Below are 22,321 nucleotides of genomic sequence, written 5' to 3' on the forward strand. Positions count from 1 at the left end.
GGTGCCCGGGGTGGTCCCCCGGGTGACGCGTGATCAGGCCGGCAATTCCGGGCCCACGTTCACGACCTCGCCGACGACGATGACCGCCGGGGGCCTGACGTCCTCGGCGCGTACGGTCTCGGCGACCGTGGCGAGGGTGGCGTCGACGCGTCGCTGCGCGGCCGTCGTGCCCTCCTGGACGAGGGCGACGGGGGTCCGGGGCGACCTGCCGTGCGCGACGAGCGTGTCGGCGATCTTCCCGATCTTGTCGACGCCCATCAGGATCACCAGCGTGCCGGTCAGCCGGGCCAGGGACGGCCAGTCGACGAGGGAACGCTCGTCGTCGGGGGCGACATGGCCGCTGACCACGGTGAACTCGTGGGCGACGCCCCGGTGGGTGACCGGGATGCCGGCCGCGCCGGGCACGGAGATGGAGCTGGAGATGCCGGGGACCACCGTGCACGGGATGCCGGCCTCGGCGAGCGCCTGGACCTCCTCCATGCCGCGGCCGAAGACGAACGGGTCGCCGCCCTTGAGCCGGACCACCGACCTGCCCTGCTTGGCGTGCTCGATCAGGGCGTTGTTGATGGCCTCCTGAGCCATGTAGCGGCCGTACGGGATCTTCGCCGCGTCGATGACCTCGACGTGCGGCGGGAGTTCGGCGAGCAGGTCGCGCGGGCCGAGGCGGTCGGCGATGACCACGTCGGCCTCGGCGAGGAGACGGCGGCCGCGGACGGTTATCAGGTCCGGGTCGCCGGGGCCGCCGCCGACCAGCGCCACTCCCGGCGTGCGGGTGCGGTGGTGCGGGGCGACGAGGGTGCCGTCGCGCAGGCCCTCGACCACCGCGTCGCGGACGGCCGCCGTGTGCCGGGGGTCGCGGCCGCGGGCGTCGGTGGTGAGGACGGCCACCGTGACGCCCTCGCTGTGCCCGGTCGCCGGGGTCCAGGCGGTCGCCCGGTCGGCGTCGTCGGAGCGGACGCACCAGACGCGGTTGCGCTCCGCCTCGGCGGACGCGGCGGCGTTGGTCGCGGGATCGTCGGTGGCGATGAGGACGTACCAGGCCTCCGCGAGGTCGCCCTCGGCGTACGGCCGGCGCTGCCAGGTGATCTCGCCGCCGTCGGCCATGGCCTCGACGGACGGCGTGGCCTCCGGGGAGACCAGGACGATGTCGGCGCCCGCCGCGATCAGTGCCGGGAGGCGGCGCTGGGCGACCTGGCCGCCGCCGAGGACGACCACGCGGCGGCCGGAGAGGCGGAGGCCTACGGGGTAGGCGGGGTGTTCGGCCATGAGGGACGGCTCCTCGTGCAGCTCTGCGATGGGCGCGCTGCGGCTTTGGAGCGGCCCTGACGTGCGGATTTTAGGACGTGGGAGCGAGCGGGGCACGGGCGGTCCGGTGGCTGGGCACCGGACCGCCCGCCGCCGGGCCGCTACTTCTCCGTGACGCCCGCCGAGTCGAACGTCGCCACTTCGTGCATCGCCCGTGCGGTGCTCTGCACCAGGGGCAGGGCCAGCAGCGCGCCGGTGCCCTCGCCGAGGCGGAGGTCGAGGTCGACCAGGGGCCGCAGGCCCAGCTTGTTGAGCGCCGCCACGTGGCCGGGCTCGGCGCTGCGGTGACCGGCGATGCAGGCCGCGAGGACCTCGGGGGCGATGGCGCGGGCGACCAGGGCCGCGGCGCCGGCGCTGACGCCGTCCAGGATCACCGGCGTGCGCAGGGAGGCGCCGCCGAGGAGCAGGCCGACCATGGCCGCGTGCTCGAAGCCGCCGAGGGCCGCGAGGACGCCGATCGGGTCGGCCGGATCCGGCTGGTGCAGTTCCAGGGCGCGGCGGACGACCTCGGTCTTGCGGGCCAGGGTCTCGTCGTTGATGCCGGTGCCCCGGCCGGTGACCTCGGCGGGGTCGGCGCCGGTGTACACCGAGATCAGCGCGGCGGACGCGGTGGTGTTGGCGATACCCATCTCGCCGGTGAGCAGCGCCTTGTTGCCGGCCGCCACCAGGTCGCGGGCGGTCTCGATGCCGACCTCGATGGCGGCCTTGGCCTCCTCGCGGGTCATCGCCGGGCCGGTGGTCATGTCGGAGGTGCCGCCGCGGATCTTGCGGGGCAGCAGTCCGGGCGTGGCCGGCAGGTCCGCCGCGACGCCGACGTCCACGACGCACACCTCGGCGCCGACCTGGCCGGCGAAGGCGTTGCACACCGCTCCCCCGCCGAGGAAGTTGGCCACCATCTGCGCGGTGACCTCCTGCGGCCAGGGGGTGACGCCCTGGGCGTGCACCCCGTGGTCGCCGGCGAAGATCGCGACGGCAGCGGGCTCCGGGATCGGCGGCGGGCACTGCCGGGACAGCCCGGACAGCTGGGCGGAGATGATCTCCAGCATGCCGAGCGCGCCGGCGGGCTTGGTCATGCGCTTCTGCCGCTCCCAGGCCTCGCCGAGCGCCTTGGCGTCGAGCGGGCGGATCTGTGCGACGGTCTCGGCAAGCAGGTCGTGGGGTTCCTCTCCGGGCAGGGCGCGGCGGCCGTACGTCTCCTCGTGCACCACCCAGGACAGCGGGCGCCGCTTGGACCAGCCGGCCTGCATCAGCTCGGGCTCGTCCGGGAACTCGTCGACGTAGCCGACGCACAGGTAGGCGATGACCTCGAGGTGCTCGGGCAGGCCGAGGGCGCGGACCATCTCGCGCTCGTCGAAGAAGCTGACCCAGCCGACGCCGAGGCCTTCGGCGCGGGCGGCGAGCCAGAGGTTCTCCACCGCGAGCGCGGCGGAGTACGGGGCCATCTGCGGCTGGGTGTGCCGGCCGAGGGTGTGGCGGCCGCCGCGGGTGGGGTCGGCGGTGACGACGATGTTCACCGGGGTGTCGAGGATGGCCTCGATCTTCAGTTCCTTGAACTGCTTGGCCCGGCCCTTGGGCAGCGACTTGGCGTAGGCGTCCCGCTGGCGCATGGCGAGTTCGTGCATGGCCCGCCGGGTGTCGGCGGAGCGGATGACGACGAAGTCCCAGGGCTGCGAGTGGCCCACGGAGGGCGCCGTGTGGGCCGCCTCCAGGACGCGCAGCAGCACCTCGTGCGGGATCGGGTCGCCGCGGAAGCCGTTGCGGATGTCGCGGCGTTCGCGCATCACCTTCAGCACGGCCTCGCGCTCGGCGTCGTCGTAGGCGGGCGCGGCCGGTCCGGCGGACCGCTTCGGCTCCTCCACCGCGGTGGTGCTCTCTTCCTGCTCGTCGGCCCTGGTCCGCAGGTCCTCCGCGTGCTGTACGACATCGGGGCCGGCCTCGGCGTCCGGCGCGGCCGGTACCTCCGGTGCGGCGAGGGACTCGGCCTCGCGGGGCCCGGGAACGGTGGCCATGGGCTCCTGCTGGTCCTGGACGGGCAGCACGAGGGGGTGCGGCGGGGTGGGGGCCAGGTGCGGTGTGGTCGGCACCTGGCCGTCCACGGGCACGAACTGCCCGAGCGGCTGCCCGGGGCCCGGCTGCAGCGGAACGGCGGAGGGCAGGGGCTCGGCGGGCGCGGCCGGGTCGGCCTCGGCGGGGGGCGCGGGCGGCGTCGTGGCCTCGGCGGCGGCCGGTGCGGGGACCGTCCCGGCGGGCTGGTGCTGCGGGCCCGAGGGTGCGGCGGGGCTGGTGGCCGGGGCGGGCGCGCCGTCGGCGGAGACCTGGCCGGTGCTGTCGGGCGCGACGGCCTGGTCCTGGTCCTGGCCCAGGGGCGGCTGGGGCTGCTGCTGAGCGGACGCGGCCTCGCCGTCGTGCGGGGCGGGTACGGCGGGCTGGGCGGCCTGCTCCTGCCCGGCGGCGGGCGCGGATGCCTCGGTGGACGCGGTCGCCGCCTCGGCCTCCGCCGCCAGGGCGACGGGGTGGGCGGCCGTTGCGGCCTGCGGAGCCTGCTCCGGCTCGGGGGCCTGCGCCGCCTCCGCGCCCTGCGCCGGCTCGGGGGCCGGCAGCGGCTCCGTCGCGGTGGCGGGTGCGGTGGCCTCGGCCTGCTCGGGCGCGGCGGCCGGGACGTCGGCGGACGCGACGGGCTGAGGCTCGGCGGGTGCGACGCTCGGCTCGGCGGCCATGACCGGCTGGGGCTCGGTGGACGCTGGAGGCTGAGGCTCGGCGGGCTCGGCGGGCTGGGGGGCGGCGGGCTGAGGCTCGACGGTCGCGGCGGGCCGGGGCTCAACGGGAGTGGCGGGCTGAAGCTCGCCGGCAGCGGCGGGCTGGAGGGCCCCCGGCGCTGGAGCGGCCTCGGCCGCCGGAGTGGCTTCGGCCGGCGCGGCCTGCTCGGTCGCTTCCCCGGTCACTTCCTCGCGTACTTCCTGAGGTGCGACCTCGACGGCGTCGGCCGCGGGGGCCACGCCCTGTGCCGGGACGGCCTCCTCGGCCGCCACGACCCCATCGGCCTCCTCGGCCGCCACGACCCCATCGGCTGCCGCGTCCGCGGCGAGTGCGGCCTCGGCGGGCGCGGCCTCTTCCGGCTGGACGGGCTGCGCGGCCTCGCCGGACACCACGGGCTCGGGCGCCTGGGCGGCCTCGGCGCCCTCCGGGGCCTGCGTCTGCGTGTCCGCTACGGCCACAGGGGCCTGCTCCGCGATGTCCGCGACGACCGGGGCGGTGACCGCCTGACCCGGCTCGACGCCCGGCGTCGCCCCGGAAGCCTGGTTCGCTTCCCCGACAACCTCGGGCGCGGCCGCCTCGGTCACCGCCGACGGCGACGCCTGCGCCGCCGGGACTCCGTCCGCACCGGTGAGGGCCGCGGCCTGCGGTTCCTGAGCGGTGGCCACGGGAGTCGCGCCGCCCTCGGCGTCCTGACTCTGGCCGGCGGGAGCGACGTACACGCCGTCGTGGCCGTGCGCGGCCTGCATCCCGTCGTGGCCGTGCACACCCTGCGCCGCGGCGGGCGCCTGCGGCTCCCCGGCCGGCGCCTGTGCCGTCGCCTGGGTGGTGAGGCGGGCCACCGCGGCCTGGGCGGCGCCGGAGGCACCGCCGCTGGGCTCGGGCCCGTCGGCCGGAGCAACCGTTTCCGCAGCCGGCCCCTGAGCCTCGGCCCGGGCCGCGACCGCGGACGCGGCGCCCCACGGGGCCGCACTCTGCGGGGCCACGCCGGGCAGGGCCTGGACGTCGAGGTACTCGGGCGCGGTCGCGGCCGGTCCGGGCTGCCGGACCGGCGCTCCGGCGGGGCCGCGGTCGGCGAGGGAGCGGACCGGGCTGGCGGAGGCGTCGGGGATCGGCGGACCGAGGTGCAGCGGCCGGCGCGGCGCCGCCGCCGTGGCGTCGTGGGGGGCCGAGAGGATGGGGGAAGGGGGCACGGACACCGGACCCGTGTCGGGCAGGCGGACGCCGCTGAGATCGACGGAACCGCTGTCCCGGCCGGCCGTCTCGTGCGGACCCGGCTCGTGGAAGGCCTCGACGACCGGTTCCGGCGCGGGCGGCGGAACCTCGTTGCCCCAGGCGCCCTGAGCACCCGGCAGCAGCAGGTCTTCGTCCTCGGCGGGAAGCTCGGAGAGGTAGGTGTACGCACCGTGCGCGGGGACGCCCGGCTGCTCCACCATGCCTGCGCTCTCCGGCTGTCCCTCGGCCGGGACCTGGCCGGTGTCCGTCATGCGTACCCCTCGCCCATCGGTTAGTGCTTCTCTACGACCAGCTCATCCGGAACGGCGCACCGACCGCCCCGTAGTGAAGAACGAGCGTGCGTGCCCAGCGGCACGAACGACCGCCCGGAAAAGGCGACAAAGCCATTCAGTGGCATTGTCCCGGCCGTTCCACCGTCGCGACAGCATGATCCGCGACAGCCCGCTGTGGACTGCGCCACGTTGCGCGTCCTCGGGTTCTGCCGTACCACACCCCACCCCAAAACGGGCGCGCTTTCCGGACATTGACGAACGAAGCTCCGGGCCACCGGTACGGCACAACGATCGGCCAGCCTACCGCGCGCGGTACGACAACAGGATCACGGGGCGCGCTCGGCCAGCACCCCGCTGAGCAGGAACGCAACGTTCCGCTCGGTCTCCGTCCAGGCGCCGGTGTCCAGTTCGACGGACTGCAGCAGGGCGCACTCGACCCGGTACCCGTGCTCGGTCAGCCCGCGGCCGACGAGTTCGGCCTCGTCGCGGGTCGCGGCGTGGGCGACGATGCGCTGCGGCCGGCGGTCGGCGACGGCCGAGACCACGGCCGCTCCCCCGCCGCCCACGCGTACGACGTCGGGTTCGGGCAGGTTCTCCAGCACGTGCGGCGCGGTGCCGTGGACCACTTGGAGCTGGACGCCGAAGCGGCGCGCGGCCGCCTCGGTCCGGGCGCAGGCCTCGGGCAGCCGGTCGACGGCGATGACGGCGGCCCCGGCGCGCGCGGCCTCGGTGGCCAACGCGCCGCTGCCGCAGCCGATGTCCCAGACGAGGTCGCCGACGCGGGGTCCGAGCCGGGCGAGTTGGGCGGCCCGCAGCAGCTGGGTCTCGCCCTCGCCGAGACCGCCGGGCGCGCCGTACGCCTCGTCCGGCTGCACCCAGCCGCGCGGCCCGGCGCCCGGGTCGCGTCCGGCGATCCAGCCGCCGTCCTCGGCCGCCGCCGCCCGGCCGCCGACGACGATGACGACGTTGGGGTCGCGCCAGGTGTGGTCGGCGGCCTTGTCGGAGGTGACGACGGTGACCTGTTCGCGTGCGGTGCCCAGTTCCTCGCAGATGACGAAGGTCCGGTGGACCCCCTCCATCAGGAGGCCGAGTTCGGCGGGCCCGGCGCCCGGCGAGGTGAGGACGGCGACCTTGGTGTGGGCCCGGCACACGTTGACGGCGCGGCGCAGGGTGCGCCGGTGGGCGACGACCACCTGGGCGTCGTCCCAGGGCATGCCGGCGCGGGCGAAGGCGGCGGCCACGGAGGAGACGGCGGGGACGACCTCGACCTCGAGTCCGAACTCCGGTGCGCGCAGGGTCCGTACGACGCCGAAGAAGCCGGGGTCGCCGTCGGCGAGGACGACGGCGGTGCCGCGGTGGGCGGCGATGCGGCGGGCGGCCAGGGAGACGCTGCCGAGGCGGACGCGCTCGGCGGCGGGCGGGACCTCGGGGAGCGCCAGGTGGTGGGCCGCGCCCGCCACGAGCGTGGCGGCGCCGAGGGCGGCGCGGGCCGCTTCGGTCGGCGGCGAGCCGTCCCAGCCGATCACCGTGACCCGGTCGGCCATCGTCGTCAGTCTCCGTTTCCGCAGGTCGTCGGGGGTACGGGCCCTGGGTGGGCTCCGTGAGCGTACCCGGTGAGGCCGGTCGGACGCGCGGTGGGGGGCGATGCGGCGCGCGGTCGCCCGCGCCGCGGTGGTGTCAGTTCCAGTCGGAATAGGAGGTGAAGTCACCGGTGTCGGCGAACTGCTCGTCGCCGCCTTCGAGGTCCTCCGGGAGCAGGCTCCAGACGATGAAGTCGGTACGGGTGTCGGTCCAGGTGCCGTCCGCGGTGCGGGCGTGGGCTATGCAGGCGTTGCGCAGCACGCCCTCGCTGATGCAGCCGATCTTCTGGGCGACCTGCTGGGAGGCGGTGTTGCCGGCGGCGGTGCGGAGCTCGATGCGCTCGAACTTCTGGTCGCCGAACAGCCAGTGGGCGGTGGCGAGCGCGGCCTCGGACGCGTAGCCCTCACCGCGGGCCCAGGGCGCGATGATGTACGACAGCTCGGTGGAGCGCAGGTGCCAGTTGGTCTTGGTGAGCTGGACGATGCCGACCAGGCGCTGGGTGAGGAACTCGGTGACCGCGAGGTCCAGGCCCCGGCCGGCGGCGCGTTCGGCGGGCGCGTACGCGGTGATCCAGTGCCGGGCGCCGTTCTCGGTGAACGGCTGCGGCACGTCGGTCCAGGCGGCGATCTGCTCGTCGTTCATCATTTCGGCCATCGCGGGCACGTCGTCCTCGTCGAGGGGCCGCAGCACCAACCGCTCCGTGCTGATGGAGACGTTGGGGAAGGTGCTACTCATGCGCCGCTCCGTAACCTTCGGAAAATCCTGCAGAGGCTGCTGAACTGCCCAGCATGCAGCATGAAAGCACCGAAACGCACAACGGGGTCCACTCCATGTAAGTGAGCAGACCCCGTGCGTGGCGATATGGGCTCAGAAGGACGGGATGACCGAGCCCTGGTACTGGTCCTCGATGAACTTCTTCACCTCGGGCGAGGTCAGCAGCTTGGCGAGCTTCTTGACCCGGGGGTCCTTCTCGTTGCCTTCCTTGACCGCGAGGAAGTTGCCGTACGGGCTGTTCTTCGCGGACTCCAGGACGAGGGCCTCCTTGGCGGGCTTGATGCCGGAGGAGATGGCGTAGTTGCCGTTGATCACCGCCGCGTCCACGTCGTCGAGGGAGCGCGCGGTCTGGGCCGCCTCGACCTCCTTGAACTGGAGCTTCTTCGGGTTCTTGGTGATGTCCCGCGGGGTGGCCTCGGTGCCCACGCCGTCCTTGAGGGTGATCAGCCCGTTGGCGGCGAGCAGCTTCAGGGCGCGAGCCTCGTTCACGGCGTCGTTCGGGACGGCGATGGTCGCACCGCTCTTCAGCGCGTCGGCCTTCTTGACCTTGTGGGAGTAGAGGCCGAGCGGCTCCAGGTGCACCGTGACGACGGGCGCGATGTGGGTGCCGCGCTTCTTGTTGAAGTCGTCGAGGTACGGCTGGTTCTGGAAGTAGTTGGCGTCCACCGAGCCGTCCTCGGTCGCCGTGTTCGGCGTGATGTAGTCGGTGAACTCCTTGACCTCGAGGTCGAGGCCCGCCTTCTTCGCCAGGTTCTTCTTGACGAAGTTCAGGATCTCGGCGTGCGGGGTCGGGCTCGCGGCGACGACCAGCGGTCCGCTGTAGTCGGAGGAGCCGGCGGAGCCCTTGTCGGAGCCGCAGGCGCTGAGCCCGAGGGTGAGGGCTCCGGCGGCGAGGACGGCGGTGGTGAGCTTGGCGGTGTTACGCACGAAAAGTGCCTTTCCTTGGGTGGTGCGACCCCGTGACAGGTGGACGGGGAGTTCTGGGGCGGTGGCGCTCAGGCGACTTCGGTGACGTCGGCGGCCGCCGGCTCCCTGGCCTTGAGCAGGCGCAGCCTGGGCGCGGGGCCGGAGCGGGCGCCGCGGTGGTGCAGGGCGCGGGCCGCGTAGTCGCCGGCGAACTGGATGAGGGAGATGACGACGGCGAGGATCGCCACGATCACCCACATCAGGCCGGTCTCGAAGCGCTGGTAGCCGTAGCGGACGGCGAGGTCGCCGAGACCGCCGGCGCCGACGGTGCCGGCCATGGCGGAGTAGCCGATGAGCGCGACGAGGGTGGTGGTCGCGGAGGCGATCAGCGACGGCAGGGCCTCCGGCACGAGGACCTTGCGGACGATGGTGAAGGTGTTGCCGCCCATCGACTGCACGGCTTCGACGAGCCCGCCGTCCACTTCGCGGACGGCCGTCTCGACGAGGCGCGCGAAGAACGGGATGGCGCCGATGGCCAGCGGCACGATGGCGGCGTCCCGGCCGATGCTGGTCCCGGTGACCCACCGGGTGAAGCTGGTCAGCGCGAGCATGAGGATGATGAACGGCATGGAGCGGGCGATGTTCACGACCTGCCCGAGGACCTTGTTCACCACGACGTTCTGCAGCAGGCCGCCGCGCTCGCTGAGCACGAGCAGGAGGCCGAGCGGCAGACCGCCGGCGACGGCGATGAGCGTGGACCAGCCGACCATGTAGGCGGTGTTCCAGCACTCCGGTTCCAGCAGCGGCCACATCTCGGACCAGGTCACTTCGCGCCCTCCTTGACCAGTACGGGCTCCTGGCCCTCGTGTTCGACGACGTCGATCTGCAGACCCTGCTCGCGCAGGAACCCGACCGGCACCACGTTGTCCTCGTAGCGGCCGGGCAGCTCGATGCGCATGCGGCCGATCTGGAGCCCGCCGACGGTGTCGATGGCGGCGCCGAGGATCGAGATGTCGATGTTGTAGGTGCGCGAGAGCTGGGAGATGACCGGCTGGGTGGCGGCCTCGCCGTGGAAGGTGACGTCCAGGACGGTCCGGTCGGCGCCGGTGGCCTCGCCGCCGACCGGGAAGAGTGCGGAGGCGAGCTCGGAGCCCGGGGTGGCCAGCAGCTCGCTGACCGTGCCGGACTCCACGATCCGCCCCTTGTCCATGAGGGCCGCGGAGTCGCAGATCGACTTCACCACGTCCATCTCGTGGGTGATGAGCAGGACGGTCAGGCCGAGCTGCCGGTTCAGGTCGCGCAGCAGCTGCAGGATCGAGCGCGTGGTCTCCGGGTCCAGGGCACTGGTGGCCTCGTCGGAGAGCAGCACCTTGGGGTCGCCGGCCAGGGCGCGGGCGATGCCGACGCGCTGCTTCTGGCCGCCGGAGAGCTGGGCGGGGTGGGCCTTCGCCTTGTCCGCGAGGCCGACCAGGTCCAGCAGCTCCAGGGCCTTGCGGGAGCGCTCCTTGCCGGACTTGCCGAGGATCTCCAGCGGGAGTTCGACGTTGTCCTGCACGGTCCGGGTGGAGAGCAGGTTGAAGTGCTGGAAGACCATGCCGATCCGGCTGCGCGCCCGGCGCAGTTCCCGGCCGGCCCGGGAGCCGTGGCCGGCGAGGGCGGTGAGGTCCTCCCCGGCGACGGTCACCGTGCCGGAGGTGGGCCGCTCCAGCAGGTTGACGCAGCGGATGAGCGACGACTTGCCGGCGCCGGACTGGCCGATGACGCCGTAGACCTCGCCCTCGCGGACGTGGAGATCGACGCCGTCGAGGGCGGTGACCTCGCGGCCGCGGGAGCGGTAGACCTTGGTCAGGCCCGATGTGGTGATCACAGGATTTCCGTCACTGTCGAGTGCGGGGGCGTGGGTGTGCCCGGGCACGGGTGCGTTGCATTCGGTCAGGGACGCGGCACGGTTCTCGCTGTGGCGATGGAACCGGGGAGAACATCGTGTGCGCGGTGGGGGTCACCCCATGCCCATCGGGCAGTGGGGGCGGCGTCCGTCCCGGGTGCCGCTGCGGCGGCGGGGACAGGCCGCGGCTCTCGCTTCGGGGCGCGAGGCTCAGGTGGTGCGGGGGCCCTCTAGAAGGCGCACATTCGACACATACAGCGAGCACCGGGCGGCATGGTCGCCTCGGTCGCAGGGGTGCGGCTGCTCGTCGTGGTCATGCGATCAGTAAACCAGACCGACGGTGCTGACCGGCGCGCGCTGTCCGCATAGTGGACAGCGATGGACAGCGGTGGGGGACGCTCAGCCGCGGACGGAGATTTCCACTCCTTCGTCGGTGACCAGTGCGGACAGGGCCGAGAGGTCCCCGACCACCAGGTCGGCCCGCAGTTCCGCGGCCCGGTGGGTTGTGGCCAACGCCACGGTGGTCATGCCGGCCGCGCGTCCGGCCCGGAGCCCCGCGGGGGCGTCCTCGAAGACCACGCAGCGGGCCGGGTCCACGCCGAGCTGCCGGGCCGCCAGCAGGTAGGGCTCGGGGTCGGGCTTGCCCCGCGTGACGTCGTCGGCGGCGACGAACGTCTTGGGCAGGATGCCCACCGCGTTCAACCGGGCTTCCGCCAGCCGCCTGGTGGCGGAGGTCACGACGGCCCAGCGGTCGGCGGGCAGCGAGTCCAGGAAGTCCCGCGTCCCGGGCAGCAGCCGCACCCCTCCGCGGGGCACGTCCTCCACCTCGAGCTGTTCGACCCGCGCGACCGCCTCCGGGACCACACGGGCGGGCAGCAGGTCGGCGACTATCTCCGCCGCGGTCCGTCCGTGCAGTTCCACCCGCCCGAACTCCTCGGCCGTGATCCCGTACTCCCGCGCCCAGCGCGTCCAGCATCGCTCGACGGATTCGAGGGAGGAGACCAGGGTGCCGTCGTTGTCGAACAGGAGGGCTTGTGCGTGGATCGTCATGGTCTAGACCCTACGGCGTACGACGGGGTCGGCGGAGGCGGTCCGTTTCCGCCGTAATAGGGTCACGGCATGCTCAATGCCCTGACGCTGGTGACCGGGCTCACCGCGCTGCTGCTCGCCGCCTGGTGCGGCTGGGCCGCCTACCGGGACCAGCCGACCAAGGACTGGCACTTCATCGGCATGGGCGTGGTGTCGCTGCTGGCCGCGGTCCAGCTGGTCGTCGGCATCGTGCAGCTGGCGCGGGGCGAGAAGCCGGAGCAGGGCACGGCGATCTTCCTGGCCTATCTGCTGGGCGCGTTCGCCTGCGTGCCGGCGGCCGGTTTCATGTCGCTGGCCGAGCGGACCCGGTGGGGCTCTGTGACGGTGGCCGCCGGCGGTGTGGTCCTCGCCGTGCTGGAGGTGCGGCTCTATGACATCTGGGGAGCCTGAGATGACCGCGGTGCGGGAGAAGCCGGCCCGGCTGATCAGCGGGCCGGGCATGCTGCTCGTCTGGTTCTACGGCGTGATGGTGGTCGGGGCGGTGTCGCGCTCGGTGTACCAGATCGCGACGGACTTCGGCCGGGCGCCGCTGGCCTACTCGCTGTCGGCGGTGGCCGGCGTGGTGTACGGGTTCATCACGTACTCGCTGGTCCGGGGCGGGGAGAAGGCCCGCAGGGCGGCACTGGTGTGCTGTGCCGCCGAGCTCGCGGGCGTGCTGATCGTGGGTACCTGGACCCTGGTCGATCCGTCCGCCTTCCCGGACGCGACCGTCTGGTCCGACTACGGCATGGGGTACGTCTTCATCCCGGTGCTGCTGCCGCTGTCGGCGATGTACTGGCTGCGCAGGTCGCGCGAGCGCGTCACGCGGTAGCCGCGTACGTGCCCGCCCGCTTCTCCAGGACAATCAGCTCCACGCCGTCGGCGCCCGTGGACCGGCCCACCGTCTCGTAGCCGACCCGGCGGTACAGCCGGAGGTTGCCCTCGCTGCGGTGGCCGGTGTGGAGGCGGAACCGGGTGGCGCCGCGCTGCTCGGACAGCGCCGTCTCGGCCGCGCGCAGCAGCCGCGCGCCGATGCCGTGGCCCTGGAGCCGCGGGTGGACGCAGAGCTTGCCGATGGCGGCCGCGCCGTCCTCGGTCACCTTGCCGCGCACCGAGCCGACCACCTCCTCGCCGAGTCGTGCGACGAACACGCAGTCCTGGGCGACCTCCTGACGGACGGACTCCAGGCTCTGCACGAGCGGATCGATGCGGTAGTTGCCGTACAGCGCCGCCTCGCCCTGGAAGCACAGGTACTGGAGCCTGAAGATCTGCTCCGCGTCCTGCTCGGTCGCCACCGAGATGGTCACGCTCATGCCCATGTGCGCATGCCTCCCGCTCACCTGATCACCGGTCGTCCCCCACTCCTATCCCCGCGCTCCGCGGGCCGCAACCTCCGGCGCGAGTACTCGTCGCAGACATCCGAGACATCTGGAGCGTTCCGGTCCGAGACTGCCCTGTGAGATACCCAACTCCCCGGCGATTTCCCGGTATGTCGGATCCTCGGGCGAGAGGAGCGCCGCCAGCAGCCGGGGGCAGCGCCCGGGCAGCCCGCGGACCGCCTCGCGCAGCGCGCGGTGCCGGGCGGCGGTGAGAGCGAGCTGCTCCGGACCGGGGCGCGCGTCGTCGGCCGGTTCGGCTTCGTACGGCCGCTCGTGCCGGGTGGTACGGCGGCCGCGGCGGGCCTCGGCGCGCACGGCGCCGCGCAGCCAGCCCTGCGGGTCCGCCGGCGGCCCGCCGGCCGCGAGCCGCTCCAGCAGCCGCAGCCAGACGGCCTGTTCCAGGTCGGCCGGCTCGCTCCCGGCCGCCTGCGCCTCGGCCGACGCCTCGGCGGTGAGCAGGGGGCCGAGGGCGGCCACCAGGTCGTGCGTCATGTGCGGAACGACGCGCCGCCCCGGTGCCGGGTTCCGGGACGGCGCGCGTTCACCCCGAAAGGGTGCGTGTCCCGCCGGGCGTTGACGTGGGCCGCGGGTCAGCGGGCCAGGAAGTCGGCCCGGGCGAGCAGACCGGTGTCGGCGTTGTCGGTGAAGACGCCGTCGATGCCGGTGGCGAAGTACGTGGCGAACGCGGCGAAGGCGTCGCCGTAGGCGTCCGCCGCGCTGCCCTTGCGGTACTCGGCCGGGAGGAAGGGGTTCTCGTTGCGCATGGTGTAGGGGTGCAGGATCAGCCCGACCTTGTGCGCGTCGGCGACCAGCGTGCTCGGCTCGGCGAGGGTGCCGTCCGCCTTCTTCGGGATGACCAGGTCCAGGGTCGGGCCGATGCCCTGGGCGTAACCGGCGATCTCCCGCAGGCCCTTGGGCGTGACGAGGTCGGCGACCGTGCGCGGGTCGCCGCTGTCGACGAAGTCGTAGGGGCGGCTGTTCGCCGAGGAGAGCAGCACGACCAGCGGGTTGTCGACGAGCCGGTTCAGCCGCTGGATGCTGGTCGGCTCGAAGGACTGCAGGATCACCGGCGCGTTCCGGCCGTCCTTTCCGTGCTTGCGCAGCAGCTTCGCCACCCGCTCCTCCAGGCCGAGGCCCAGCTTGCGGAAGTAGGTGGGGTGCTTGGTCTCCGGGTAGATCCAGACCTGCCGGCCCCGCTTGCGGGTCTGCTCGTCCTGCCACTTCAGGACCTCTTCGAAGGTGGGGATCTCGAAGCGCCCGTCGTAGAGGGTGTTGTGCGGCCGGTTGGCCGGGATGCGCTCGACGGCGCGCAGCGTCTTCAGCTCGGCGAGGGTGAAGTCCTCGGTGAACCAGCCGGTGGTGGACACGCCGTCCAGCGTCTTGGTGGTTCTGCGGCCGGCGAACTCGGGGTGCGAGGCGACGTCCGTGGTGCCGCCGATCTCGGGCTCGTGCCGGCAGACGAGGTGGCCGTCCCTGGTGGGCACCAGGTCGCCGGCCTCCACGATGTCCGCGCCGAAGTCCAGGGCCAGCTCGTAGGAGCCGAAGGTGTGCTCGGGGCGATAGCCGCTGGCGCCCCGGTGCCCGATGATCGTCGGCATCGGCAGGCTCTTCAGCCCGCGCCCGCCGGGTCCGGCCTTACCGGCGCCGGCCGCCCGGGCGGCGCCGGGCAGCCCGAGGACCGCCCCGCCCGCGCCGAGCACCGCCGCGCCGAGCACGGCCCGCCGTCCGGTGGCCCGCTGTCCCTCGTCCGCCCGGTCGCCGTCCATCCGGTCCATGCGCCCTCCTGCCGTTCGCCGCCTGTCGGTCCCCGGCGTCCCGGTTCCGGGGCGCCGGTGCGCGCCGATCGTAGGGGTGTCCGGGTGACGGACGGGAGACCCCCGTCGGAACAGGCGGGTGACGCCGGATGTCCGCCGGGAGGCGGAATGTGACGGTGCGTCGGGCGTTCCGGGACGCGGAGCGGGTAGCCGGACGGTACGGGGCTCCGCGCGATGTCCGTCACATCGCCCACCCGGACGCCACACCCGGGTTCCGGCGCTTCACCGCAGGTAAACCAGTGTCAACAGTGCGTAAGACCTCGGTGAACCGGGCCTCCCCGATGTGCGCTTCCCCCGGAGCCGCGAGTAATGTCCTCACCTGCACAGACACATATCGTTCACCTCGGCATCGGAGGACCCGTTGTCCCGCTTCGCGCTCATCAAGGCCGTGCTCGGACCGATCATGCGTCTGATGTTCCGCCCTCAGGTGGAGGGCGTGGAGCACATCCCGGGGGACGGGCCGGTCATCCTGGCCGGTAATCACCTGACCTTCATCGACTCGATGATCCTGCCCCTGGTCTGCGACCGCCAGGTCGTCTTCATCGGCAAGGACGAGTACGTCACCGGCAAGAGCCTCAAGGGCCGGCTCATGGCGTGGTTCTTCACCGGCGTCGGCATGGTCCCGGTGGATCGCGACGGCGGCCGCGGCGGTGTCGCGGCCCTGATGACCGGACGCCGGGTCCTCGACGAGGGCAGGATCTTCGGCATCTACCCGGAGGGCACCCGCTCCCCCGACGGCCGCCTCTACCGCGGCCGCACCGGCATCGCCCGGCTCACCCTGATGACGGGCGCCCCGGTGGTCCCCTTCGCGATGATCGGCACGGACAAGCTGCAGCCGGGCGGGTCCGGCTTCCCGCGGCCCGGCAGGGTGACCGTCCGCTTCGGCGAGGCGATGGAGTTCTCCCGGTACGAGGGGATGGACCGGGACCGCTACGTGCTGCGGGCGGTGACCGACTCGGTGATGGCCGAGGTCATGCGGCTGTCGGGGCAGGAGTACGTGGACATGTACGCCACCAAGGCGAAGGCGGCGTAAGCCTCCGGCGGTTGGGCGCCTCACCGCCGTGGGGGTGCTGCTTCGTCGCGCCCGCAGGTGCTTCCTGGCTGGTCGCGCAGTTCCCCGCCCCCCTTTCGGGGCGCCTTGCTCACTCCGGGTTCTCCAGGTTCTGGTTCTTCAGGAGGAACCAGGCCGCCGCCGCTGTGGCCAGCAGGACTGCGGCTCCGGCGCCCGAGGCCAGGTGGAGGCCGTGGACGAAGGAGTCGCGGGCGGCGTCCAGCATGTGCTGGGCCGGGAGCGCCGGCATGTCCTTCGCCGCCTCCACCGCGCCGCCCAGTGACTCGTGGGCGCGGGCCGGGGTGCCCGCCGGGCCGGCGAAGCCGCGGTACGCGCCCGTCACGATGGAGCCCAGCAGGGCGATGCCGAGGGCCGCGCCGAGTTCGTACGCCGTCTCCGAGACCGCGGACGCCGCGCCCGCCTCGTCCTTGGGGACGCCGGCGAGGATGACGTCGGCGGTCACCGTGAAGGAGAAGCCGGCGCCCACGCCCACGACGAGCAGCGCGGCGCCGAGCAGCGGGTAGCCCGTGGACCGGCTCAGCGTCGTCAGCACCGCCAGGGCCGCGCCGACCGCCGCCAGGCCGCCGGAGACCACCACCCGCACCGAGAAGCGGCGGGCCGCGCGGCCCGCGACCAGGCCGGCCGCCACCGCGCCGGCGGCCGCGGGCAGTTCGGCCAGGCCCGCCTCGAACGGGCGCCTGCCCTGGACGAGTTGCAGGTACTGGGAGAGGAAGAAGACCAGGCCGGACATGCCCAGCACGGTCAGCAGGTCGGCGAGGACCGCCCCGCTGAAGCCCCGGCGCCGGAACAGGCGCATGTCCAGCAGCGGGACCGGCATGGTGAGCTGGCGGCGCACGAAGCCGTACAGGGCGGCGGCGCCCAGCAGGCCCGCGGCCGCCGCGACCGGGGTCGGGCCGTGCGCGGCCGCGTCCTTGACCGCGTACACGATGCCGATCATGCCGACGAGGGACAGCACCACACTGCTCAGGTCCCAGGGCCCGGGGCGCGGGTTGCGGGACTCGGGCAGCGTGCGGATGCCGACCAGCACCAGCACCGCCATGACCGGCAGGTTGATCAGGAACACCGAGCCCCACCAGAAGTGCTCCAGCAGGAAGCCGCCCGCGATGGGGCCGACGGCCGTGCCGGCGGAGGCGGTGGCGCCCCAGATGCCGATGGCGAGGCTGCGCTCGCGCGGGTCGTGGAAGAGGTTGCGGATCAGGGCGAGGGTGGCGGGCATCAGGGTGGCGCCGGCGACGCCGAGCAGCGCCCGCGCGAGGATCATCATCTCGGGGGTGGCCGCGTAGGCGTTCAGGACGGAGACCGCGCCGAACGCGGTCGCGCCGACGAGCAGGATGCGCTTGCGGCCGATGCGGTCGCCCAGGCTGCCCATGGAGACCAGCAGTCCGGCGATGACGAAGGAGTAGACGTCGCCGATCCACAGCAGCTGGGTGCCGGAGGGGCGCAGGTCCTCGCTGATGTAGGGGGTGGCGAGACCGAGGACGGTGGCGTCGACGGCCACCAGCAGCACGGCCAGGACGAGGACGGAGAGCGCGAGCCAGCGGCCCGGGCGCCTCACCGCCCCGGTCGTGCCGGCCGGCTGCAGGGTGCTGGTCATGATTCCTCTCTTTGCGGTGCGTTCGCACGTCGTGCGCCGCCGAGCAGCAGCTCGACGACCATGTGGCTGAAGTCCTTGCCGGCGACCCGGCCCTCGGCGACCGCCCAGGCGCCGGAGGCCAGCAGGCCGTACAGGGCCTCGGTGAGCCAGGCCGGGGTCAGGTCGATGCGGAACTCGCCGCTCTCCTGGCCGCGCCGGAACAGGCCGGTGAGGCGTTCGTCGAGGCGGGTCCAGCCCTCGTTCTGCTCCTCGCCCTCGAAGAGCTGGTTCTCGGTGTAGAGGAAGGCGAGCAGGCCGGCCGCGGGCTCGATGGCGCGGACCAGGCGGCGGACCGCCTCGCCCGCCGGGCCGTCGTCCAGGCGGGCGGCGTCCAGGGCGGCCTCGCACTCCGCGATGCCGAGCGCCTCCAGGGCCCGGACGAGGGCGTCGCGGCCCGCGAAGTGGCGGTGCAGGGTGGCCCGGCTGATGCCGGCGGCCCTGGCCACCTCGTCCATGGTCGCGGTGGACTTTCGGGTCAGCAGGGCGGCCGCGCTGCGCAGCACCTGGTCACGATCGAGCGCCATGAGACAAGGATAGCCCAAGTGAGACATTGATGTCTCACTATGGGCATGCGTGACTCATGACCGCTGGTCGGAGCCGGTTCGAGCGGGTGACGGTCAGTGCCAGGGGAGCTGTCCGCGCCGCTCCCAGTAGGCGCGCGGGTCCTCCACCAGCGTGGCGAGCCGGGTGAGCTGGTCCACGTCGAGGTCCACGACGGCCGCGTGCAGGTTGGAGGCGAGCTGGTCGAGCGTCGCGGCGCCCGAGAGGACGACACCGGCCCAGGGCTGCCGCAGGACCAGGGCGAGGGCCACGGCGTCGCAGCCGAGGCCGGTCTCCTCGGCCACCGACCTCAGCGTGTCCGGGGCGTGCGGCGCGGCGAGCCGGCCGTTGGCCATGCCCTCCTTGACGATCACGGTCAGCCCGGCGTCGTGCGCCTCGGCCAGCGCGGGTCCGGCCGACGTCTCCAGGGCGTTGTACGTCGACTGGACGGTGCGGAAGAGCGGCTCGCCCTCGACCGTCACCGCGAGCGCGGCGCGGATGGCGTCGGCCTGGGCGGGTCCGCTGGTGGAGAAGCCGACGGTGAGTCCGCCGGCGGCCGCCTCGGCGAGTCGGGCGTGGAGTTCCTTGTCGGTGAGGGCCGGGCTGTCCGGGGTCACCGAGTGGATCTGGTAGAGGTCGAGCCGGTCGCCGAGCAGTTCTCCGGTCTCCGCGCGCTGCCGCTCGTACGTCGCCAGGCCGTGGTCCTTCACCTCGTGCCGTTCGGCGTCGGTGGACCAGCCGGCGGTGTAGGTGTAGCCCCACTTGCTGCCGACGACCACGTCGTCGACGTCCGGACGGGCGGTCAGCCAGTCGGCGAGGAACTCCTCGGAGCGGCCGTAGGAGCGGGCCACGTCGAAGTAGCGCACGCCCTGCGCGTAGGCGGCGTCGAGGAGTTCGTGAGTACGCGCGCGCAGGGCCTCGATGCTCCGGTCCTCGCCGAGGTCCTGCTCGCGGCCGAGGTTGATGTAGCCGGGGCGGCCCACCGCGGCCAGGCCGAGGCCGATGTGGCTCGTCGGCGTGGTCGCTGTCGCGAGGCGGGCGAAAGGCATCGCAGGCTCCGTTCGGTCGGCTCCGGTACGGCTTCGACGACCAACGTAACCCGCGACGCCTTCGGGATCCGCCCGACGACTCGGCCGGACCGCCGCTTCGGCGAGGGCGGGCGCCCTACGCGTCGCCGCGCGGACCCGCGTACGCCTTGCGGGGCGCGGTGGCCCACGCGTGCTGGGCCGCCACGTCCGCCTTGACCTCGGCGAGCTGGACGGCGACCGCGCTCGGCGCCGTGCCGCCGCGGCCGCTGCGGGAGGCGAGCGCGCCGGGCACGTCGAGGACCGAGCGGACCTCCGGGGTGAGGTGGGCGGAGATCTTCGCGAACTGCTCGTCCGTGAGCTCGTCCAGCTCCTTGCCCTCGGCCTCGGCGACCTTCACACACTCCCCCGCGACCTCGTGGGCCACGCGGAACGGCACGCCCTGCTTCACCAGCCACTCGGCGATGTCGGTGGCGAGCGAGAAACCGGCCGGGGCCAGCTCCTCCATGCGCTCGCGGTTGACCGTGAGGGTGGCCATCATGCCGGTGAAGGCCGGGAGCAGGACCTCGAGCTGGTCGCAGGAGTCGAAGACCGGCTCCTTGTCCTCCTGGAGGTCTCGGTTGTACGCGAGGGGCAGGGCCTTCAGCGTCGCCATGAGACCGGTCAGGTTGCCGATCAGCCGGCCCGACTTGCCGCGCGCCAGCTCGGCGATGTCCGGGTTCTTCTTCTGCGGCATGATCGACGAGCCGGTGGAGAACGCGTCGTGCAGGGTCACGAAGGAGAACTCCTTCGTGTTCCAGATGATGATCTCCTCGGCGATCCGGGACAGGTTGACCCCGATCATCGCGGTGACGAAGGCGAACTCCGCCACGAAGTCGCGGGACGCCGTGCCGTCGATGGAGTTGCCGGCGCTGCCGTGCTCGAAGCCGAGGTCCTTCGCCACCGCCTCCGGGTCCAGGCCCAGCGAGGAGCCGGCCAGGGCGCCGGAGCCGTACGGCGAGACGGCCGTGCGCTCGTCCCACTGGCGCAGCCGCTCGGCGTCCCGGGACAGGGACTGCACGTGCGCGAGCACGTGGTGGGCGAAGAGCACCGGCTGGGCGTGCTGCAGGTGGGTGCGGCCGGGCATCGCCACGTCGGGGTGGGCCTCGGCGAGGCCGATCAGGGCGTCCTGGAGTTCCGCGATCAGACCGCCGATGATCCGGGCGTGGTCCCGCAGGTACATCCGGAAGAGCGTCGCGACCTGGTCGTTCCTGGAGCGGCCGGCGCGCAGCTTGCCGCCGAGGTCGGGGCCGAGGCGCTCCAGCAGGCCGCGCTCCAGGGCGGTGTGGACGTCCTCGTCGGCGATGGTGCCGACGAAGGAGCCGTCCGCCACGTCCGCCTCCAGCCGGTCGAGCCCGGCGATCATGCGCGTCAGCTCGTCCTCGGTGAGGAGCCCCGCCTTGTGCAGGACGCGGGCGTGGGCGCGGGAGCCCGCGATGTCGTAGGGCGCGAGCCGCCAGTCGAAGTGGACGGACGCGGACAGCTTCGCCAGGGCCTCGGCGGGACCGTCGGCGAAACGGCCGCCCCAGAGCCGTACGTCACCGCTGTTGCTGCTCACTTGCGTTGCTCCTCGAGAAGTCGTCTCTGTGCGGCCGCCTCCCCACCCTTGCAGGCGGGGAGGCGGCTGTCAGGCGATGCGTGCGAGGTGACCCGTACGGGGTCGCCCCGGCTCAGCCCAGGTCGCGCTTGGCGGCGATCTTCGACGACAGGCTGTAGATGTCGATGAAGCCCTTGGCCGCGGCCTGGTCGAAGGTGTCGCCGGTGTCGTAGGTGGCGAGGTTGAAGTCGTACAGCGACGACTCCGAGCGCCGGCCGGTGACGACGGCGCGGCCGCCGTGCAGGGTCATCCGGATGTCGCCGGAGACGTGCTGGTTGGCCTCGTTGACGAAGCCGTCCAGGGCGCGCTTGAGCGGGGAGAACCACTGGCCGTCGTAGACCAGCTCGCCCCAGCGCTGCTCGACCTGCCGCTTGTAGCGGGCCAGCTCGCGCTCGACGGTGACGTTCTCCAGCTCCTGGTGGGCGGTGATCAGGGCGATCGCGCCGGGGGCCTCGTACACCTCGCGGGACTTGATGCCGACCAGGCGGTCCTCGACCATGTCGATCCGGCCGATGCCCTGGGCGCCGGCCCGCTCGTTGAGCTGCTGGATGGCCTGCAGCACGCTGACGGGCTTGCCGTCGATCGCGACCGGGACGCCCTCCTTGAAGGTGATGACCACCTCGTCGGCCTCACGCTGGACGGCCGGGTTGGAGGTGTACTCGTAGATGTCCTCGATCGGCGCGTTCCAGATGTCCTCCAGGAAGCCCGTCTCGACGGCGCGCCCGAAGACGTTCTGGTCGATGGAGTACGGGGACTTCTTGGTGGTGGCGATCGGGAGTTGCTTGGCCTCGCAGAAGGCGATCGCCTTGTCCCGGGTCATCGCGTAGTCGCGGACCGGGGCGATGCACTTCAGGTCCGGGGCGAGGGCGACGATGCCGGCCTCGAAGCGGACCTGGTCGTTGCCCTTGCCGGTGCAGCCGTGGGCGACCGTGGTGGCGCCGTGCTTCTGGGCGGCGGCGACCAGGTGCTTGACGATCGTCGGCCGGGACAGGGCGGAGACCAGCGGGTAGCGGTCCATGTAGAGGGCGTTGGCCTTGATCGCCGGGAGGCAGTACTCCTCGGCGAACTCGTCCTTGGCGTCGGCGACCTCGGCCTCGACGGCGCCGCACGCGAGGGCGCGCTTGCGGATGACGTCCAGGTCCTCGCCGCCCTGGCCGACGTCGACCGCAACGGCGATGACCTCGGCGCCCGTCTCCTCGGCGATCCAGCCGATGGCGACGGAGGTGTCCAGACCGCCTGAATAGGCGAGTACGACGCGCTCGGTCACGGGTTTCTCCTCACAGTGCATTCGCTGACATGCATGAGTATGCAGAACTCCGCATGATTCGTCAATCGCCGCTCCGGCGAGCCGGGGCCTCCGGGGAGTTCCGGCGTCCGGTTGAACGGATGAAATCGCTTTCCCGTAATCACCTCCGAACGCAGGCGCCGCGTTGCCCGACCC

Annotated in this window: 19 protein-coding genes; 3 read left to right on the forward strand and 16 right to left on the reverse strand. The window is 73.1% G+C overall.

Annotated elements, in window-relative coordinates:
* Positions 1–33: 33 nt before the first annotated feature.
* The 8 genes from cobA to ACZ7JA_RS25955 form a co-directional block, all read right to left on the reverse strand.
* Positions 34–1,266 carry a uroporphyrinogen-III C-methyltransferase gene (gene cobA / locus ACZ7JA_RS25920; protein ID WP_450746942.1) on the reverse strand — a complete coding sequence of 411 codons (1,233 nt, stop codon included), beginning with the start codon at positions 1,264–1,266 and terminating at the stop codon, positions 34–36.
* A 140-nt stretch (positions 1,267–1,406) separates the two neighbouring features.
* A complete protein-coding gene (cobT, locus tag ACZ7JA_RS25925; protein ID WP_470810653.1) occupies positions 1,407–5,546 on the reverse strand; it encodes a nicotinate-nucleotide--dimethylbenzimidazole phosphoribosyltransferase in 4,140 nt (1,379 codons plus the stop codon).
* A 347-nt stretch (positions 5,547–5,893) separates the two neighbouring features.
* Entirely contained in the window at positions 5,894–7,111 is a 1,218-nt protein-coding gene (gene cbiE / locus ACZ7JA_RS25930; RefSeq protein WP_468896055.1) for a precorrin-6y C5,15-methyltransferase (decarboxylating) subunit CbiE, read from the reverse strand.
* 133 nt (positions 7,112–7,244) lie between these two features.
* Positions 7,245–7,883 (reverse strand): GNAT family N-acetyltransferase, encoded by a 639-nt coding sequence (locus tag ACZ7JA_RS25935; RefSeq protein ID WP_351663948.1) that lies wholly within the window; start codon positions 7,881–7,883, stop codon positions 7,245–7,247.
* Between the two features lie 132 nt (positions 7,884–8,015).
* Entirely contained in the window at positions 8,016–8,849 is an 834-nt protein-coding gene (locus ACZ7JA_RS25940; protein WP_351663950.1) for a MetQ/NlpA family ABC transporter substrate-binding protein, read from the reverse strand.
* Positions 8,850–8,917: 68 nt separating this feature from the next.
* Positions 8,918–9,655 (reverse strand): methionine ABC transporter permease, encoded by a 738-nt coding sequence (locus ACZ7JA_RS25945; protein WP_351663952.1) that lies wholly within the window; start codon positions 9,653–9,655, stop codon positions 8,918–8,920.
* Positions 9,652–10,695 carry a methionine ABC transporter ATP-binding protein gene (locus ACZ7JA_RS25950; RefSeq protein ID WP_389448424.1) on the reverse strand — a complete coding sequence of 348 codons (1,044 nt, stop codon included), beginning with the start codon at positions 10,693–10,695 and terminating at the stop codon, positions 9,652–9,654. The genes ACZ7JA_RS25945 and ACZ7JA_RS25950 overlap by 4 nt, the downstream gene beginning before the upstream one ends.
* Positions 10,696–11,112: 417 nt before the next feature.
* Complete coding sequence (locus tag ACZ7JA_RS25955; protein WP_470810657.1) at positions 11,113–11,763, reverse strand: HAD family hydrolase; 651 nt, start codon at positions 11,761–11,763, stop codon at positions 11,113–11,115.
* A 69-nt stretch (positions 11,764–11,832) separates the two neighbouring features.
* On the opposite strand from ACZ7JA_RS25955, the gene ACZ7JA_RS25960 reads away from it, so the two are divergent.
* Positions 11,833–12,192, forward strand: coding sequence for a hypothetical protein (locus tag ACZ7JA_RS25960; protein ID WP_351663959.1), 360 nt, complete (start codon positions 11,833–11,835; stop codon positions 12,190–12,192).
* Between the two features lies 1 nt (position 12,193).
* The gene (locus ACZ7JA_RS25965; RefSeq protein WP_351664177.1) at positions 12,194–12,613 is read left to right on the forward strand and encodes a hypothetical protein; all 420 of its coding nucleotides are present in this window, start codon (positions 12,194–12,196) and stop codon (positions 12,611–12,613) included.
* On the opposite strand, the gene ACZ7JA_RS25970 is transcribed toward ACZ7JA_RS25965, so the two are convergent.
* The 3 genes from ACZ7JA_RS25970 to ACZ7JA_RS25980 all read right to left on the reverse strand — a co-directional run bounded on the left by ACZ7JA_RS25970 (position 12,603) and on the right by ACZ7JA_RS25980 (position 14,935).
* Entirely contained in the window at positions 12,603–13,100 is a 498-nt protein-coding gene (locus tag ACZ7JA_RS25970) for a GNAT family N-acetyltransferase (RefSeq protein ID WP_351663961.1), read from the reverse strand. The two genes, ACZ7JA_RS25965 and ACZ7JA_RS25970, sit on opposite strands and share 11 nt — an antisense overlap.
* 45 nt (positions 13,101–13,145) lie before the next feature.
* Positions 13,146–13,652, reverse strand: coding sequence for an RNA polymerase sigma factor (locus ACZ7JA_RS25975; RefSeq protein ID WP_351663963.1), 507 nt, complete (start codon positions 13,650–13,652; stop codon positions 13,146–13,148).
* A 98-nt stretch (positions 13,653–13,750) separates the two neighbouring features.
* Positions 13,751–14,935: a glycerophosphodiester phosphodiesterase gene (locus tag ACZ7JA_RS25980; RefSeq protein WP_470810661.1), complete on the reverse strand. Its 1,185-nt coding sequence runs from the start codon at positions 14,933–14,935 to the stop codon at positions 13,751–13,753.
* A gap of 400 nt (positions 14,936–15,335) precedes the next feature.
* On the opposite strand from ACZ7JA_RS25980, the gene ACZ7JA_RS25985 reads away from it, so the two are divergent.
* On the forward strand, positions 15,336–16,007 hold the full coding sequence (locus ACZ7JA_RS25985) for a lysophospholipid acyltransferase family protein (protein WP_351663967.1): 672 nt from the start codon (positions 15,336–15,338) through the stop codon (positions 16,005–16,007).
* Between the two features lie 109 nt (positions 16,008–16,116).
* Here ACZ7JA_RS25985 and ACZ7JA_RS25990 read toward each other — a convergent pair whose 3' ends face one another.
* From ACZ7JA_RS25990 to ACZ7JA_RS26010, 5 genes are all read right to left on the reverse strand, one after another.
* Positions 16,117–17,640 carry an MFS transporter gene (locus ACZ7JA_RS25990; RefSeq protein WP_351663969.1) on the reverse strand — a complete coding sequence of 508 codons (1,524 nt, stop codon included), beginning with the start codon at positions 17,638–17,640 and terminating at the stop codon, positions 16,117–16,119.
* A complete protein-coding gene (locus ACZ7JA_RS25995) occupies positions 17,637–18,203 on the reverse strand; it encodes a TetR/AcrR family transcriptional regulator (protein ID WP_351663971.1) in 567 nt (188 codons plus the stop codon). The genes ACZ7JA_RS25990 and ACZ7JA_RS25995 overlap by 4 nt, the downstream gene beginning before the upstream one ends.
* A 93-nt stretch (positions 18,204–18,296) precedes the next feature.
* Complete coding sequence (locus tag ACZ7JA_RS26000; protein ID WP_389448434.1) at positions 18,297–19,268, reverse strand: aldo/keto reductase; 972 nt, start codon at positions 19,266–19,268, stop codon at positions 18,297–18,299.
* A gap of 115 nt (positions 19,269–19,383) precedes the next feature.
* Complete coding sequence (argH, locus tag ACZ7JA_RS26005) at positions 19,384–20,841, reverse strand: argininosuccinate lyase (protein ID WP_351663975.1); 1,458 nt, start codon at positions 20,839–20,841, stop codon at positions 19,384–19,386.
* 112 nt (positions 20,842–20,953) lie between these two features.
* Positions 20,954–22,147 (reverse strand): argininosuccinate synthase, encoded by a 1,194-nt coding sequence (locus tag ACZ7JA_RS26010; RefSeq protein ID WP_351663977.1) that lies wholly within the window; start codon positions 22,145–22,147, stop codon positions 20,954–20,956.
* Positions 22,148–22,321 lie beyond the last annotated feature (174 nt).

This window comes from Streptomyces sp. NPDC038135, assembly GCF_055601245.1.

Coding starts and splice junctions, on each gene's coding strand:
- ACZ7JA_RS25960 (WP_351663959.1), top strand. CDS start 11,833: ATGCTCAATGCCCTGACGCTGGTGACCGGGCTCACCGCGCTGCTGCTC.
- ACZ7JA_RS25995 (WP_351663971.1), bottom strand. CDS start 18,203: ATGGCGCTCGATCGTGACCAGGTGCTGCGCAGCGCGGCCGCCCTGCTG.
- cbiE (WP_468896055.1), bottom strand. CDS start 7,111: ATGGCCGACCGGGTCACGGTGATCGGCTGGGACGGCTCGCCGCCGACC.
- ACZ7JA_RS26000 (WP_389448434.1), bottom strand. CDS start 19,268: ATGCCTTTCGCCCGCCTCGCGACAGCGACCACGCCGACGAGCCACATC.
- cobA (WP_450746942.1), bottom strand. CDS start 1,266: ATGGCCGAACACCCCGCCTACCCCGTAGGCCTCCGCCTCTCCGGCCGC.
- cobT (WP_470810653.1), bottom strand. CDS start 5,546: ATGACGGACACCGGCCAGGTCCCGGCCGAGGGACAGCCGGAGAGCGCA.
- ACZ7JA_RS25965 (WP_351664177.1), top strand. CDS start 12,194: ATGACCGCGGTGCGGGAGAAGCCGGCCCGGCTGATCAGCGGGCCGGGC.
- ACZ7JA_RS25990 (WP_351663969.1), bottom strand. CDS start 17,640: ATGACCAGCACCCTGCAGCCGGCCGGCACGACCGGGGCGGTGAGGCGC.
- ACZ7JA_RS25935 (WP_351663948.1), bottom strand. CDS start 7,883: ATGAGTAGCACCTTCCCCAACGTCTCCATCAGCACGGAGCGGTTGGTG.
- ACZ7JA_RS25980 (WP_470810661.1), bottom strand. CDS start 14,935: ATGGACCGGATGGACGGCGACCGGGCGGACGAGGGACAGCGGGCCACC.
- ACZ7JA_RS25975 (WP_351663963.1), bottom strand. CDS start 13,652: ATGACGCACGACCTGGTGGCCGCCCTCGGCCCCCTGCTCACCGCCGAG.
- ACZ7JA_RS25970 (WP_351663961.1), bottom strand. CDS start 13,100: ATGGGCATGAGCGTGACCATCTCGGTGGCGACCGAGCAGGACGCGGAG.
- ACZ7JA_RS25955 (WP_470810657.1), bottom strand. CDS start 11,763: ATGACGATCCACGCACAAGCCCTCCTGTTCGACAACGACGGCACCCTG.